This window comes from Stenotrophomonas sp. 80084_Sma, assembly GCF_056481995.1.
In genome coordinates, this window is record NZ_CM151177.1 from 424868 (window position 1) to 439321 (window position 14454).

General features: G+C 66.6%; 18 protein-coding genes. 8 read left to right on the plus strand and 10 right to left on the minus strand.

Annotated elements, in window-relative coordinates:
- Positions 1–8 precede the first annotated feature (8 nt).
- Complete coding sequence (locus ACZK3W_RS01925) at positions 9–1076, plus strand: XVIPCD domain-containing protein (protein ID WP_329893824.1); 1068 nt, start codon at positions 9–11, stop codon at positions 1074–1076.
- 63 nt (positions 1077–1139) lie between these two features.
- Here ACZK3W_RS01925 and ACZK3W_RS01930 read toward each other — a convergent pair whose 3' ends face one another.
- Positions 1140–1556: an XVIPCD domain-containing protein gene (locus ACZK3W_RS01930; RefSeq protein ID WP_478450366.1), complete on the minus strand. Its 417-nt coding sequence runs from the start codon at positions 1554–1556 to the stop codon at positions 1140–1142.
- Between the two features lie 75 nt (positions 1557–1631).
- The gene (locus ACZK3W_RS01935; RefSeq protein WP_478450367.1) at positions 1632–2111 is read right to left on the minus strand and encodes a nuclear transport factor 2 family protein; all 480 of its coding nucleotides are present in this window, start codon (positions 2109–2111) and stop codon (positions 1632–1634) included.
- Between the two features lie 221 nt (positions 2112–2332).
- Between ACZK3W_RS01935 and ACZK3W_RS01940 the strand changes: the two genes are divergently transcribed.
- Both ACZK3W_RS01940 and ACZK3W_RS01945 read left to right on the plus strand, forming a co-directional pair.
- Positions 2333–3145 carry an alpha/beta fold hydrolase gene (locus tag ACZK3W_RS01940; protein ID WP_458074931.1) on the plus strand — a complete coding sequence of 271 codons (813 nt, stop codon included), beginning with the start codon at positions 2333–2335 and terminating at the stop codon, positions 3143–3145.
- 9 nt (positions 3146–3154) lie between these two features.
- Positions 3155–3328: a hypothetical protein gene (locus tag ACZK3W_RS01945; RefSeq protein WP_097048477.1), complete on the plus strand. Its 174-nt coding sequence runs from the start codon at positions 3155–3157 to the stop codon at positions 3326–3328.
- Between the two features lie 91 nt (positions 3329–3419).
- Here ACZK3W_RS01945 and ACZK3W_RS01950 read toward each other — a convergent pair whose 3' ends face one another.
- A complete protein-coding gene (locus tag ACZK3W_RS01950; RefSeq protein WP_164079995.1) occupies positions 3420–4100 on the minus strand; it encodes a hypothetical protein in 681 nt (226 codons plus the stop codon).
- Positions 4101–4233: 133 nt separating this feature from the next.
- On the opposite strand from ACZK3W_RS01950, the gene ACZK3W_RS01955 reads away from it, so the two are divergent.
- Together ACZK3W_RS01955 and ACZK3W_RS01960 are read left to right on the plus strand one after the other, a co-directional pair.
- Positions 4234–4893 (plus strand): hypothetical protein, encoded by a 660-nt coding sequence (locus tag ACZK3W_RS01955; RefSeq protein WP_478450368.1) that lies wholly within the window; start codon positions 4234–4236, stop codon positions 4891–4893.
- A 70-nt stretch (positions 4894–4963) separates the two neighbouring features.
- On the plus strand, positions 4964–5932 hold the full coding sequence (locus ACZK3W_RS01960; protein ID WP_100437751.1) for a polysaccharide deacetylase family protein: 969 nt from the start codon (positions 4964–4966) through the stop codon (positions 5930–5932).
- A 3-nt stretch (positions 5933–5935) separates the two neighbouring features.
- Here ACZK3W_RS01960 and ACZK3W_RS01965 read toward each other — a convergent pair whose 3' ends face one another.
- From ACZK3W_RS01965 to ACZK3W_RS01975, 3 genes are all read right to left on the minus strand, one after another.
- The gene (locus ACZK3W_RS01965) at positions 5936–6778 is read right to left on the minus strand and encodes a class I SAM-dependent methyltransferase (protein WP_478450369.1); all 843 of its coding nucleotides are present in this window, start codon (positions 6776–6778) and stop codon (positions 5936–5938) included.
- Between the two features lie 127 nt (positions 6779–6905).
- A complete protein-coding gene (locus ACZK3W_RS01970) occupies positions 6906–7229 on the minus strand; it encodes a hypothetical protein (protein WP_032130414.1) in 324 nt (107 codons plus the stop codon).
- 69 nt (positions 7230–7298) lie between these two features.
- Complete coding sequence (locus ACZK3W_RS01975) at positions 7299–7715, minus strand: hypothetical protein (RefSeq protein ID WP_478450370.1); 417 nt, start codon at positions 7713–7715, stop codon at positions 7299–7301.
- A gap of 90 nt (positions 7716–7805) precedes the next feature.
- Here ACZK3W_RS01975 and ACZK3W_RS01980 point away from each other — a divergent pair, with 90 nt between their 5' ends.
- Complete coding sequence (locus ACZK3W_RS01980) at positions 7806–8090, plus strand: hypothetical protein (RefSeq protein ID WP_132809020.1); 285 nt, start codon at positions 7806–7808, stop codon at positions 8088–8090.
- 119 nt (positions 8091–8209) lie between these two features.
- On the opposite strand, the gene dmeF is transcribed toward ACZK3W_RS01980, so the two are convergent.
- Positions 8210–9181, minus strand: a complete 972-nt coding sequence (gene dmeF / locus ACZK3W_RS01985; RefSeq protein ID WP_285302116.1) for a CDF family Co(II)/Ni(II) efflux transporter DmeF — start codon at positions 9179–9181, stop codon at positions 8210–8212.
- A gap of 48 nt (positions 9182–9229) precedes the next feature.
- On the opposite strand from dmeF, the gene ACZK3W_RS01990 reads away from it, so the two are divergent.
- A complete protein-coding gene (locus ACZK3W_RS01990) occupies positions 9230–9514 on the plus strand; it encodes a metal-sensing transcriptional repressor (protein ID WP_032130410.1) in 285 nt (94 codons plus the stop codon).
- 77 nt (positions 9515–9591) lie between these two features.
- On the opposite strand, the gene ACZK3W_RS01995 is transcribed toward ACZK3W_RS01990, so the two are convergent.
- Positions 9592–9966, minus strand: a complete 375-nt coding sequence (locus ACZK3W_RS01995) for a MerC domain-containing protein (RefSeq protein WP_010484159.1) — start codon at positions 9964–9966, stop codon at positions 9592–9594.
- A gap of 69 nt (positions 9967–10035) precedes the next feature.
- Here ACZK3W_RS01995 and ACZK3W_RS02000 point away from each other — a divergent pair, with 69 nt between their 5' ends.
- On the plus strand, positions 10036–11361 hold the full coding sequence (locus ACZK3W_RS02000; protein ID WP_478450371.1) for a GTP-binding protein: 1326 nt from the start codon (positions 10036–10038) through the stop codon (positions 11359–11361).
- A 72-nt stretch (positions 11362–11433) separates the two neighbouring features.
- Here ACZK3W_RS02000 and ACZK3W_RS02005 read toward each other — a convergent pair whose 3' ends face one another.
- Together ACZK3W_RS02005 and ACZK3W_RS02010 are read right to left on the minus strand one after the other, a co-directional pair.
- Positions 11434–13041 carry an ABC-F family ATP-binding cassette domain-containing protein gene (locus ACZK3W_RS02005; protein WP_478450372.1) on the minus strand — a complete coding sequence of 536 codons (1608 nt, stop codon included), beginning with the start codon at positions 13039–13041 and terminating at the stop codon, positions 11434–11436.
- A gap of 306 nt (positions 13042–13347) precedes the next feature.
- Complete coding sequence (locus ACZK3W_RS02010; protein WP_285302111.1) at positions 13348–14247, minus strand: LysR family transcriptional regulator; 900 nt, start codon at positions 14245–14247, stop codon at positions 13348–13350.
- Between the last annotated feature and the right edge of the window lie 207 nt (positions 14248–14454).

The following is a 14454-nucleotide window of genomic DNA, read 5'->3' on the forward strand; positions in this document are numbered from 1 at the left end:
TTCTTCCTATGGACAAGCCACGTTACGTCGTCGAGATCATCATCGCCGCCCCCGGCACGCCGCTGATAGACAAGAAAACCGGTAGCCAGGAAGTTATTGATGGGGTGCCGCAGACTTCCGGGCCAGGCCACATGTTCTACGTGCTTCGTGCGCCCGGTCAGCAGCCTCAGAGCTATGGGTTTGCACCCATAGAACACGGAAGCGTGAACGGCCAAGGCAAGGTCATGAATGATGATGCGACGATCTACAAGGACCCCCATTACAGCCGCACTCTCGAAATCAGCGAGGAGCAGTACAAGAAGCTTGAAGCGTTCGGCACGTACCCAAGTAAGTACGGCTTCGATCTGCAATACAAGGACGTGCGCCACAACTGCGTTGACTTCACCTGGGAAGCGTTGAACCACGCGGGCATCGAGCGGAAAAAGAGCATCGACGTGAACGCGCTGGGAGGTGGCATTGGCCAATTGCTTCCCGATGTCCGCATTCCCTTGGAGAGCAAGGGCGCAGGCAAGGATGGATTCCGACCGCTGCGCAACATCCATGGCGTGGACAGCATTGACCCGCCGTTTCCGGACAGCGAGCTCAATCAGAAGAAAACCAATCCCTTGCCCGCGCGCAGCTTCCAGCAACGCATCCTGAGCGACGCTGAGGGCATGGGCGAACAAAGCGGTGATCATCTCGCCAGGCACGGCAACGATTTGCTGCTCTCGCAGATCCACCAGGGCGTGGCCCTGCTCGACGCAGAGCGGGGCCGAGCCTTCGATGCCACCAGCGAGAACATCAGCGCCAGCCTGTACGCCCTGGCCAAGGCAAACGGCCTGACTCAGGTCGACCACGTGCTGTTGAGCGATCGCACGGCACAGGCCGATGTGGCGCAGAACATCTTCATCGTGCAGGGCGAGCGCGACGACCCGGCACAGCTGCGCGCCAGCATGCCAACTGCGGTGGCCGCGCAGACACGGGCAGAAACCTCGTTCGAGCGTGCCGAGCAGCTGTCGCAGTCTGCGCAGTCGCGCACGCAGGATGAGCTGCAGCAGCGCCAAGTGCAGGAGCAGTCCGGGCCGCGCATGGCCTAGGGCGGCAAGCGCCACGGCGAGCCGGCATTCTCGCGCGGGGCCGCCAGAAACGCTGGAGCCGGTTCAGCCCAGGCGGTGTGCCGGGTTCTGCTGCTGTTCCTGCTCTCGGGCCTGCTGTTCGGGCAGCTGCCCCATGGCGGGCTGCTGCGGGGCAATGCCCAGCTTCTGCATCGACTGCTCCACCGGCGTCTGCGCCGCCAAAGCCGTCGGCATCATCGCGCGCAGGTGCGCGGGGTTGGCCGGGTCGCCCTGCACCACGAAGATGTTGTGCCCAGCCGGATGATTGCCCGTGGCATTGCTGACCACCACATGGTCGACCTGTTGCAGCCCTTGCTCGCGGGCCAATACGGTCAGGCTGGCGGTTAGGCGCTCGCTGGTCTGGTCGAACGGGCGACCATGCTGGGCGTCCAGTGTGGCCACGCCCTGGCGGATCTGCTGGTTGAGGCCGTAGTCGGGGTGGTCGGGGGTGATCTCTGCCATGGCGATCGAACGGTAGCGGTGAGTCGTGGTGGGCCCGGTCAGTATAGATCCGGCCCGTGAAGCGCGCCCGAGGGGTCAGTCCGCCGGCCGATGGTCGTAGCTGATCACCCGCTCGGCCAACCAGCGCCCGTCCACGCGGCGCCAGACCTGGATGAAGCGGGCCTGGCCCACCCAGCGCTCCACGCCGTCCTTGCCGCGTTCATGGAAGCGGTGGTCGCCGATCTCCAGCGCCCGCTCGTCGTGCAAGGGGAACACCTGCAGCGAAGGTTCCACCAGCTCACGGCGCAGGCTCCAGCCGCCCTTGCGCGCATTGCTGCACATGTTGGCCACGCTGCGGCGGAAGTCCTCGCGGTTGCTGGCTGACTTGCCATCCTTGTCATGGAAGAACTCCATGTCTTCGGTGGTCATCGCGGCGGCCTTGTCGGCGTCGCAGGCCTCGAAGGCGACGGCGAACAGCTGGGTGTCGGCCTGGCGGATCTGTTGGCGCAGGTCGTCGGTGGACGGCGCTGTGGCGACGAGGCTGGCAGCCAGCAGGGGCAAGGTAGGCAGCAACATGGCGAGGCTCCAAGGGTGGTTCACGCAGGCTCGCATGGCGTATGGGCCGCTGCAGCCGGCTTCCGATGAAACGGCCCTTCTTCGGAGTGAATGCCCGCATTCGCGGCCCGGCTCCGGCGTCGTCGTCTGTGCAGGCGATGTCATGGCGACCGGCGATTCCATCACGGTCGCGATAGGCGGCGGTCAATAGCCTGAAAGCCTCCCCTTCCACAGGAGCTCCCATGCCTGCTTCCCGCATCCGCCTGCACGTTGAAGACACCGGTGGTGACGGCCGCCCGGTCATTCTGATCCACGGCTGGCCGCTGTCTGCCGATGCCTGGAAACAACAGGTGTCGATCCTGCGCGATGCGCAGCATCGGGTGATCAGTTACGACCGGCGCGGCTTCGGCCGTTCCGATAAGCCAGCCGAGGGCTATGACTACGACACGCTGGCAGCGGACCTGGCCGGGGTGATCGAGGAGCGTGACCTGCACGACGTCACCCTGGTCGGCTTCTCGATGGGCGGCGGTGAGGTGGCGCGCTATGTGAGCAATCATGGGCAGGACCGTCTGCACAGCGTGGTGTTTGCAGCGGCGGTGCCGCCGTTCCTGCTGCGCAGTGATGACAACCCGGAAGGCCCGCTCACCCAGGAAAAGGCCGATGAGATGCGCAGCGGTCTTGAGAAGGATCGTGAGGCGTTCTTCGATGGCTTCACCCGCGATTTCTTCAGCGCCCATGGCCAGTTGATGGTGACCGAAGAGACGCGTCAGGCGGCGATCGCGCTGTGCCATCAATCCGACCAGACGGCGGCGCTGGGGTGCATGAAGGCGTTTGCTACAACCGACTTCCGCGAAGACCTGAAGAAGATCACGGTGCCGACCTTGATCCTGCACGGTGACAGCGATGCCATCGTGCCGTTTGAAGGTTCTGGCCAGCGCACGCACCGAGCCATTCCGGGCAGCGAAGTGGTGATCCTTGAAGGCGCGCCGCATGGCTGCAACACCAGTCATGCGGATCACTTCAATCTGGCGCTGTTGAACTTTCTGAAGCAGTAAGCTGCGGCCATGCGTGAACCGAAGACGCCCCCGTGGAAGAAGCCCAATCCCAAGGGCCAGACGTCGCAGCCGTTGTCGCCTGCGCAGAAGGAGGCAGCCCGGCAGCGTGCGGAAGAGAACGGGCGGCGTTATCCCAATCTGGTGGACAACATGTGGGCCGCGAAGCTGCCGCGCGGATCGTGATCTGTAGAATCGAGCCATGCTCGACTCCGCTCTGCATCCATCCATGCATGGCGTGGATCTACTGCAACAGCAGCCGAGCATGGGCTCGGCTCTACAGGTCGGCCAGCGGCTTCCAGCCGGGTTCCAGCCAGGGTGAGATCTCGCGCTGGCGGACGGGGATTGCCTCCGTCGGCAGCCCCGCCAGGCGCGCAAGCTCTGCACGCAGCAGCTCGGCATCCACCGGCACGGCCGTAGCCACCTGCAGGCGATCCCCCTGATGCCTCACCTGTACCGGTAGCATGGCGTGCGCATCATGCTCGCCGCCGGTGCGTCCGATCGGGTAGCGCATCGTTACCGGCCGCGACAGTTGCGCCAGTGCTGGCTGCCACGCCTGCAGTACGAGGGGCTGCCCGGCAGCGGGAACATGTACTTCAGCAATCGTAGCCGGGTAGCCGGTGATGCTCTCGACCATGACCTGGAAGCGCGCGCCATCCGGCATGACCAGCACGGCGGCAATCAACGCAGAGAACGAAACGAACACCGCCGCGAGATTCCAGCTGCGCGGCGCGGTGGCCGGGCGCGTTGCGGTGCGTAGGCCCGGTTTGCGCCGCAGCTTGCGCGCGTAGATGCGCCGGTCCTTCCTGCGCGGGCTGCTGCTGTGCTCGGGCAGGTTCAAGGGAACCCGTGGAAGGCGCGCCACGCGGGCCTTGATCAGGCGCGACAGCAGCATCCAGGCGATCACGAACGCCAGCAGCGGAAGCAGCGTTCGCACCCACAGATACAGCGTGACCATCCACAACACCTCTACATACGACCATCCATGCTCATCCACATCCTACCGGGACCGCGCGCCGGTTGTCGTATCCGCCAGCCGACAAGCACAGGGCGCTTGGTTAGGATGGTCCTTTGTTGTCATGGATGAACCGATGGTCTCTGCTGCTACCCGCTTCTGTCGTATCTGTGGTCCTGGCCCGATCCTGCTGGCACTGCAGGTGGTGGCGCTGCTGGCGGTAGCCCTTGCAGTCGGCTTCTTCCACTACCGTGTGGGACTGCTGCTGGAGCCGGTGGATGACGCATGCGGTGGGCCCGACCCTGTCGCGCGCATGCAGGTGGCCGAACAACTGCTGGCGCGGTCCACTGCGCTTGCACCGTGGCAACCCTTGCAGTGGATTCCGATGGCGGGCGTGGTACTGGCGCTGCTGGGCGCGATGTCGATCAGCGTCTACCGGCTGGGCCGCCTGTCGGAACGCCTGCGACGTGCCAACTGGGGGCTGATGGCGCTGCACGCCGCGATCCTGGCGCTGGCCCTCAGGGCATTGCACCTGTACGACCTGGCATGGACTGGCGTGGCCAAGCTGTCCCCAGCGGCGTGCCTGGTGGAGCTGGGCGAGCAGGGCCGGTTGCCGCTGGCACAGGCGCAGCAGGTGGTGTTCGAGATTCTCACCCATGAGCATGCACCGCTGCTGCGCAATCCCGATGATCTTGCCCTGGTGCTGGTCGCGTTGATGCTGATGGCGATGGCTGCAGGATTCGTGCTGTGGCGGGCGATCGTGCGCGAACGTCAGGAGCAGTCGCCCGGCCCATAGCGGGTGTGGGGCCGGCCGCGCGCCCGCAATCGCGCTAGAGTCAGCACTTCGCCCCTGCAAGGATGTGCTGATGCGTTGGTTGCTGCGTGCGGTGCCATTGCTGCTGTGTTCGTTGGCGGTACACGCCGCCGAGGTGGATCGCCGGATCGCGATGACCATCGACGACCTGCCGTGGGCGCGGGTGGACGAGATCGTTCCGCCGGACCTGCAGTCGCGGCACGAAGCGCTGATGGCCCAGCTTCGCCAGGCGGGTGTGCCGGTGGTCGGCTTCGTCAACGAGAACAAGCTTGAGATCAACGGACACGTGCAGCCCGCGCGGGTGCAGATGCTGCGCGACTGGCTGGACGCCGGGTATGTGCTGGGCAACCACACCTATTCGCACATGGATCTGAACGCCAGGGGGGTGCCTGCGTTCCAGCAGGATTTTCTGCGTGGTGAAACGGTGCTGCGGCCGCTGCTGGCCGAGCGCGGACTGAAACCGCAGTGGATGCGCCATCCCTATCTGCGTGCCGGACGCACACCGGAAGAACGCGCGGAGATGGACGTGTTCTTCAAGCAGCATGGCTACCGCGTGGCGCCGGTGACGGTCGACAACGGGGAGTGGGTGTGGGCCTTCGCCTATGCCAACGTGATGAACGAGCAGCCTGATTCCCCGGCGCGCGAGGCGATGCTGGCGCAGCTGCGCAAGGGCTATGTGCCCTACATGCTGAACAAGCTGGACTACTACGAGAAGCAGTCGCAGGCGCTGCTGGGCTACGCGCTGCCGCAGGTGTGGCTGATGCATGCCAACGAACTCAATGCAGCCACCTTCGCCGAACTGGTGGCGGCGACCAAGCGGCGCGGCTATCGCTTCATTTCACTGGATGAGGCGATGCGCGATCCCGCTTACGCGCGTGGCGCCGAGGGCTACAGCGGTCGCTATGGCCCGAGCTGGCTGCACCGCTGGGCGATGGCCGAGAAGAAGCCGAAAGACTTCTACGCCGGTGAACCGGAAGTGCCGAAGTGGGTGATGAAGCTGGCGAAGGTTGACTCGGAATGAAGCTCAGCGCTTGACGGCCAGCACACCGTCCAGCGCCAGTTCGGCCTTGAAGCCGGCTTTTTCCAGGCGCTTGGCCACTTCGCGCGGCACGTCGCGTCCGCTGGTCAGCTTGTTCGGCGCGCCGGTGTAGTGGAACAGGCGCCCGCCCTTCCGGATGACGCGGGCGAGGTGGTCGTAGAACACCTGCGAGTACAGTTCGCCGGCGATGCCGAAGCGCGGCGGGTCGTGCAGGATCGCGTCGACACTGTTACTGGCCACCTGTTCGATCTGCTGCGAGACGTCGCCCTGGCTGAACTGCAGGCGCCCACCGGCGGCGGCCGAGTCCGGATCGGGCGACCACGGGTTGAGTGTGCGCAGCCACATCACGTCGGCGTTCTTTTCGAACGAGCGGATCTGGCCGACACCGGCTTCCAGCGCGCAGGCGGCGAAGTAGCCCAGGCCGCCGCAGGTATCGAGGATGACCTTGCCGGCCGGGGCGACCAGCTCGACCTTGCGGCGCGCATCCTCGAACGGTGACAGCTTGGAGGTCGGCAGCATCTTGATGCCGTCGATCTCGAAGGTCGGTGCGCCCCATCCGGTCGGCACCAGCTTGATCAGCGAGCCGCTGTAGCGCGAGATCGGTGCGAAGTCCTCGCCGTCCCAGTAGTACAGCGTGCGGTCCTTCAACTTGCCCGGCCACGGGTAGCGCTGGCCACGGAAGTGGAAGCCGTCGGCATCCAGCACCACGCTGTCCTGGCCGCGGCCAAGGTCGAGCGAGCCCTGCCATTCAGCAGCGCCCTTGTCATGGGCACGGCGCAGGGTGTCAGCGCTGTCGCGGGTCAGCAGGGGGCCGGTGTAATGGGGCACGGCGGGTACCGGGGCGGTTCGGGGGAGGGCATGGTACCGCAGCTGTTGCCGGGGTCACGCGTGGCTGCTGCAGTAGATCCACGCCATGCGTGGATGTAGACGGGAGGAGCCGAGCGTGGGCTCGGCGCTACCGCTGGCTGGTGCAGCTGAAGCCGTGCGTGGCTCCTTCTCCTGAGATCATGTTGACGCCACGCGATGGCCGCATGCCCTGCAGCGCGCACGACTGACGGTGGACCTCCTGGGTTTCCGGTGGCTGCCGATCAAAGTCGTAGCGCAGGCTGCCGTCTTCCTGCAGCAGCCAATGCACGGTAACGCGCTCGTGGCGGCCATCACCGAGATCCCAGTCCAGGGTGCGCATGATCAGGGTCTGGCCATCGGGCAGCTGCCGGACTTCGTCATAGGCACCCTGGGTCTTCGGCGCGCTTACCGCAAGCAGCAGGAACAGCAGCATTGGCATCGCTCCTCAAAGAAGACAGGATGTGCCCATATTGCCCTGACCCGCCATCAGAATCATTGCGTCTTACGGGCACTTGACCGCGTACACGGGCCCAGCCCCGATCAGCATCAGCGCCATGTAGTCACTATCACTGGCCTTTCCCTTCAGCGTCGCGCCCTTGTTGAAGTGGAAGATGCCGAAGCCACCGGCCATGCGGATCAACGCGCTGTCGATCTGCTCGGCGTCATCGCGGAAGTAGCGGCTGATCTCGCTGCGGGTGGCCTTGTGCAGGGCGTTGGGTTCGCGCTGCCACTGGTCACCGCGGCTGAAGGAGACGAAGTACTGGCCGCCTTCCTTGTTGATGCGGAAGTCGGCCGGTTTGCGCGCGCCGGTGGCGAAGCAGCCCTGCAACGGGTCGGCGCTGAAAGGAAGCCCGGCATCACCACTGCAGGCGGTGAGCAGCAGGAGGGCACCGGGCAGCAGCAGGCGGAGCGTGCGCATGGGATGTCCCGACGGGGCAGGTGCGGCTAGTGTAGGCAGCACACGGGCGTGGTCCGTACAGAAATTCGGCAAGGACACAGGGGTTTTCGGATGGCGAAGGGCAAGGCACCGTGGTGCGGCGTGGCCAGTTGGCTGGGGATCGCTGTGGGTTGGGGCGCGGGCACGTTGGCTGCGCAGGCGGCGGTGGCCGCAGGCGGCAATGGCATGGCTGCGGGATTGGGCGTGGGGGTGCTGGGCGCGGCGCTGGTGGGCTGCGGTCTGGCGGTGGCTTCGCGCGTGCGCGGCGAGCGCTGGCCGTGGATCGGCATCGGTGGTGCGGTGCTGAGTGCGCTGCCGCTGCTGATGTACCTGCTGCGGATGATGTTGAAGCTGTAGTTGTAGAGTCGAGCCATGCTCGACTTGTGGGCAACGCAGCCAGGCATGGCCTGGCTCTACTGGTCAGCGGCGGCCGGAGCATGCCATGCCGGCCAGCGGCCGGCACTACCCGGCGTGGATCATGCGCTGCGGTGAATCTCCACCGTCACGTGCACCAGTTCCTCATGAATCGCCAGCGCGTTGCGCACGGTATCGGCATCCAGACTGACGTCGCTGGTGACCACGCTGGCGCTGACCGCGTACTTGCCGCGACCCACCTGCCAGACGTGCAGGTCGGCCAGGCGTGCCGGCCACGGGCCCTGTTCGATTACCTCGCGCACTTCGGCCACCACCGGCGCATCCATCTGCGCGTCGAGCAGGATGCGGCCACTGTCGCGCAGCAGGCCGATCGCCCAGACCGTCACCAGCACGGCGCCGACCAGGCCCATCACCGGGTCCAGCCAGGTCAGGCCCAGCAGCTTGCCGCCAAGCAGGGCGACGATGGCCAGCACCGAGGTGGCGGCGTCGGCCAGCACGTGCACGTAGGCCGAGCGCAGGTTGAGGTCGTGACCGTGCGCATGGCCGTGATCGTGGTCGTGCCCGTGATGATGGTCATGCCCATGCCCATGCCCATGATGGTGATGCGCGTGGCCCGGGCTGTCGTGCAGCCACCAGGCGCAGAGCAGATTCACGCCCAGGCCCACCGCTGCAATGGCGATGGCTTCGTCGTAATGGATCGGTGCCGGCACCCACAGCCGTTCCAGCGATTGCACGGCCATCAGCGCGGCGACGCCGAGCAGGGCGATGGCGCTGGTATAGCCGGCCAGGATCTCGATCTTCCAGGTGCCGAAGGCGAAGCGCGGATCGTGCGCGTAGCGCCGCGCGCAGCGGTAGGCGAACACCGAGAGGCCCAGCGCCAGCGCGTGCGAACTCATGTGCCAGCCGTCGGCGAGCACGGCCATGGAGTTGAACCACCAGCCGCCGACGATCTCCACCAGCATCATGGCGACGGTGAGCCACAGGGCGCGGCGGGTATTGCGTTCGGCCAGCGGGTTGCCGTCGTCGAAGCGGTGTTCGTGGCGACGGGCGGCGGCGAGGGCGTCCAAGTGCATGGCGGCGGGAGCTGGAGTTGATACCCCTATAGGGTATATGATCCCGCCATGGCCCATGTACACAAGAATCGAAAGCAGCTGCTGACCCGGGTGCGCCGCATCGCGGGTCAGGTGGCGGCGTTGGAGCAGGCGCTGGACAAGCCCGAGGGGGAAGCGGGGGACTGCGCGGGCGTGCTGGTGCAGGTCGCCGCGGTGCGCGGTGCCGCCCACAGCCTGCTGATGGAGCTGCTGCACGAGCACCTGCAGGAACATGTGGTGGGTGCCGATGACCCGCAGCAGCGGGCGGACGAGGCTGCGGTGCTGGTGGAGCTTCTTCGCCGCTACGGCAAATAGCAGGGGTAGTGCCGGCCGTTGGCCGGCAACTGCAGGTTGCGTCCGAAGCTCATGTGGTTGCCGGCCAGCGGCCGGCACTACCCCGCGTGCCGGTGCCGCGCGTTCCAGATATGCGTGGCGGCCAGCAGCAGGCTGCCGGTGACCGTCATCGGCGTTTCCCAGTCATGTGAGGGCAAGGCCAGCGCTCCGGCCAGCAGCAGGCCGAGCCCGGCGCCGGCGGTGGCCCAGGCCAGCACGGGCAGTGGGTGACGGCGCTCGGCCCGCCACAGCGCGTAGCCGGTCAGTGGCAGGGCGATGGCCACGAACAGCAGGTGGACCCATTCCGCTTCGGCCCAGGTGCCGAACAGCGGCAGCGCGGCGGCAAGCAGGGGCAACGCCAAGCAGTGCAGCAGGCACAGGCTGGACAGGGCGACCGCGCCGGCATCGAGCAGGGCGGCAGAAGGCGACTTCATCGGGGGAGGTTCCTTGCGCTGCAATTGTTATACAGTAACATTTCCGTTCCGCAGCCAACCCGCTCCGACATGAACACTGTTTCCCGCGCCGACCGTCGCCTTCCGGTCACCGTGCTGTCCGGCTTCCTTGGGGCCGGCAAGACCACCCTGCTCAACCAGATCCTGCGCAACCGCGAGGGCTTGCGCGTGGCAGTCATCGTCAACGACATGAGTGAGGTCAACATCGATGCGCAGCTGGTGCGCGAAGGTGGTGCCGAGCTGCGCCGCACCGAAGAGACGCTGGTGGAGTTCAGCAACGGCTGCATCTGCTGCACGCTGCGCGATGACCTGCTGCAGGAAGTGCGGCGCCTGGCTGATGCGGGTCGCTACGACTACCTGCTGATCGAATCGACGGGCATCGGTGAACCGATGCCGGTGGCGGCCACGTTCGCGGTGCGCGACGAGCACGGCTTCAGCCTGAGTGATATCGCGCGGCTGGACACGATGGTGACGGTGGTCGACGGCAGCGCGTTCCTTGCCGACTTCGGCTCGACCCTGCGCCTGGCTGAACGCGGCCAGCAGGCCGGGCCGGACGATGATCGCGGTGTGGTCGACCTGCTGTGCGAGCAGGTGGAGTTCGCCGACGTGATCGTGGTCAGCAAGGTCGACCAGGTGGATGACGAGGTGCTGCAGGACACGCTGGCGGTACTGCGTGGCTTGAACCGGGATGCGAAGCTGCTGCTGTCCAGCTTCGGTGATGTGCCGTTGGCCGAGCTGCTGGATACCGGCCGCTTCGACATGGAGCGTGCGCAACGTGCGCCTGGCTGGGTGAAGGAACTGCGGGGCGAGCACACACCGGAAACCGAAGAGTACGGCATCGGCAGCTTCGTCTACCGTTCGCGGCGTCCGTTCCACCCCGCGCGATTCGCCCGCGCGCTGCAGTCCGGCATGCCCGGCGTGATCCGCAGCAAGGGCTGGTTCTGGCTGGCCAACCGCATGGATTGGGTCGGCGAGTTGAACACGGTGGGCGCCGCGACGCGGACGCAGGCGGCGGGTTTCTGGTATGCCGCGCGCGACCGCGTGCGTGCCGGCCTGGAAGACACTGCGCCGTTGTTGCCGCCGACACCGCTGCCCTACAGCGACCTCGGTTGGGCACGGCAGCAGGCCGACTGCTGGAGTGCGCCGCTGCCGGGGCTGGAGGAATTCCCGGACAGGGCCGCGCATTCGGCGATGCAGCGGCTGTGGCACCCGCTGTGGGGGGATCGGCGCCAGGAGCTGGTGGTGATCGGCGTGCACATGGACGAGCGCGCGGTGCGCGCGGAACTGGATGCGTGCCTGCTCAACGACCAGGAGCTGCGGGCGGGGCCACTGCTGTGGCAGCAGATGCCACAGGCGTTCCCGGTGTGGAAGCGCTGATGGTGCATTGAGGTTTCCTGGGCTGCCGGCCAGCGGCCGGCACTACCCCGGGTCGATACGCCATGCGTGGATCTACAAGGCGTCATGCCACTGCCAGCCCTCGGTGCTCACGTGCAGCACCTGGGTCGGCCGCAACGCCTGCAGCAGGTGCCGGTCGTGGCTGACCATCACCAGTGCGCCCGGCCATGCCGCAAGCAGTTCTTCCAGCGCCTGTAATGCACTGAGGTCCAGTGCATTGCCGGGCTCGTCCAGCAGCAACAGTTGGGGCGCGGGATCGGCATACAGCACGCTGGCCAGCGCACCCTTCACCCGCTCGCCATCGCTGATGCTGCTGGCGGCGCGCTGGATGCGCTGTGCGTCCAGACCCAACAGGGCCAGGCGCGTGCGCAGCTCCCCGGGGTCGGCACTCGGGTTGGCGGCCTGCACGCTGTCGAGGATGCTGCATTCGCCGGACAGCCCCAGCAGCTGCTGATCGAGCAGCGCCAGCGGTGTGTGACGTTGCACGGTCCCATCGCGCGCGGGCAGCTGACCCGCCAGCACCCGCAGCAGTGTCGACTTGCCGCTGCCGTTGTCACCGACCACGGCAATGCGCTGGCCGCGGCGGATCTCCAGCTGCAACGGGGCGCTGCAGCCATGTGGGAGGACCAGATCCTGCGCCTGCAGCAGGCGCGTGCTGCCACGTTCCCCCGCACCGGCAAACAGCGCCAGTTCCGGCGCGGTGTGAACCGCCGAGGCCGCTGCGCGCAGTTGCTCTGCGCTGGCCTGCAGGCGTTCGGACTGCACCTGCTGCGCGCGCCCATGACTGGCTTCGGCGCGCTGCTTCTGCCGGCCAAGCAGGATCGGTGCCTGGTTGGCCTGCTTCGCATCGCGATTGCCGCGTGCCTGGCGTTGCTGCTGACGTTCGTGTTGTTCGCGAGCGCTGCGTTGCTGTTGCCGATGCTGCGCACGTGCATGGTCAAGCTGGGCGGTGGCGGCTTCACGTTCGGCGGCGCGTGTGTCGGCGTAGTGCTGCCATGCGCCGCCATAGCGATGCAGGCCACGCCCATCGAGTTCGACAATCTGCTGCATTCGGCCCAGCAACTCGCGATCATGACTGATCACCAGCAGGCCACCGCGCCACTGCTGCAACTGTTCGTACAGCTGTTGGCGATGGCGTGCGTCGAGGTGGTTACTGGGTTCGTCCAGGATCAGCCAGCCGGCACTGCTGGCCCAGGCGCCGGACAGCGCCACCTGCATGGCCTTGCCGCCACTGAGGCGCGCAGCAGGCTGGGCGTGATCGAGATCATCGGGCAAGCCCAGCGCCTGCCACTGCTGCTGCAGGCGTTCACGCAGATCCCAGCGGTCGCCTATGCAGGTGAAGTCGGCCTCATCGACGCTGCCGGCTTCGATGCGTGCGAGCGCGGACAGGGCTTCACCCACACCGGCCAACTCACCGACGGTACCGGTAGGTGGATAGCCCGGTGTGGGCAACAGGAACACGCGGCCACTGCCACGCACCTGGCCACTGTCGGGCGACAGCCGCCCGGCCAGCAGGCGTGCGAGCACGCTTTTGCCGGTGCCATTGGCACCGACAAGGCCGGTGGCGACCGGTTCGAAGGAAAACGACAGATCGGAAAACAGCACACGGCCGTCGGCCAATCGATACGAAACGCGATCGAGCGTGAGGGGATACGGGGTCATGCGACCTCCATGGATGCCGGGTTCTCCCCTGCGCGCAGGGGCGGGAAGAGTCAGGCCGTCTAGTGGGAAGACGGCGGCATCAATGGCGCATTGGTCGCGAGCCTCTGGGAGGAATGAGCGGCCAGTATAGCGGGGTTGGCTGAATGGTCGGGTGCGGCGGCCGCTGGCATGGCCCGGCGCTACCAGTGTTCGAGTGGTTCCGTTGTAGAGCCGAGCCCATGCTCGGCTGCGCTTCGCCTGGCAGACGCTGAGTCGAGCATGGCTCGACTCTACAAGGGCATCCACGCATGGCGCGGATCTACCGGCCTACGGCACGGTTTCCAGGCGCGCGCTGACGAAGTCGATGAATACCCGCAGCTTCGGAAGCACGTGGCGGCCCGACGGCCACAGCAGGTGGAAAATGCCGCAGGAGTGCACATGCTCGTCGAGCACGGTCAGCAGGCGTCCATCGGCCAGTGCATCGCGCACCGAGTGCACCGGCACGAAGGCCAGTCCGATATCGCGCAGTGCCAGCGCCACGCGCGCTTCGATGGTGTTGGCCACCATGTGCACGGGTAGTTCCTGCGGTGCTTCCTTGCCGGGCCACTGGATCGGCCACAGCTCCAGCTTGCCGGTGCTGGGGAAGCGGTAGTGCAGCAGGGTGTGTTGGAGCAGGTCGGCCGGCGCACGCGGAACGCCGCGGCGCTGCAGGTACGCCGGCGAGGCAACGATGCGGCGCGGGAACACGCCCAGGCGTCGGGCGTTCATGCGTGAGTCGCTGGGTTCGCCGACGCGTAGCACAGCGTCGAAGCCTTCCTCGATGACATCGACCAGCCGGTCGCTGAAATCCAGGTCCAGACGGATGTCCGGATACGCGGCCATGAACTCGGCCATCAGCGGCAGGGTCAGGTCACCCACCAGCGGCAGGCCGATGCGCAGTGTGCCGCGTGGCGTGGCGTGTGGTTGTGCCAGCTCGGTGCGCGCGGCATCGCGCTCGTCGAGGATGCGCCGGCAGCGTGCCAGGAACAGCTGACCCTCGGCGGTGAGGGTGATGCTGCGCGTGCTGCGGTGGAACAGGCGCACGCCCAGTGCCTGTTCCAGCCGGGCAACGCATTTGCCGGCGGCCGAGGCCGAGATGCCCTGCAGGCGCCCGGTCTCGACGAAGCTGCGGGTGTCGGCCGCGTGCACGAAGGTCTGCAGGTTGGCGAGGTTGTCGAGGACTGACATGGGCGTGCGGGCAATGAAAGCGGCAGGGTAGGTCGGCGCGGCTGTAGCGGACGGCTCCGCCATCGCAACACTGTGGTGCGAAGTGGTGTGGAGCCCGTTGCGGCCTTGCAGTTCCGGCCATCATGCCGATTGCGGACTGCACGGTCCATGATGCCCGGAGCGGCAACCGGCTTTTTGCACGAGGGCGTGGTGCCTAACGTGGCGGGC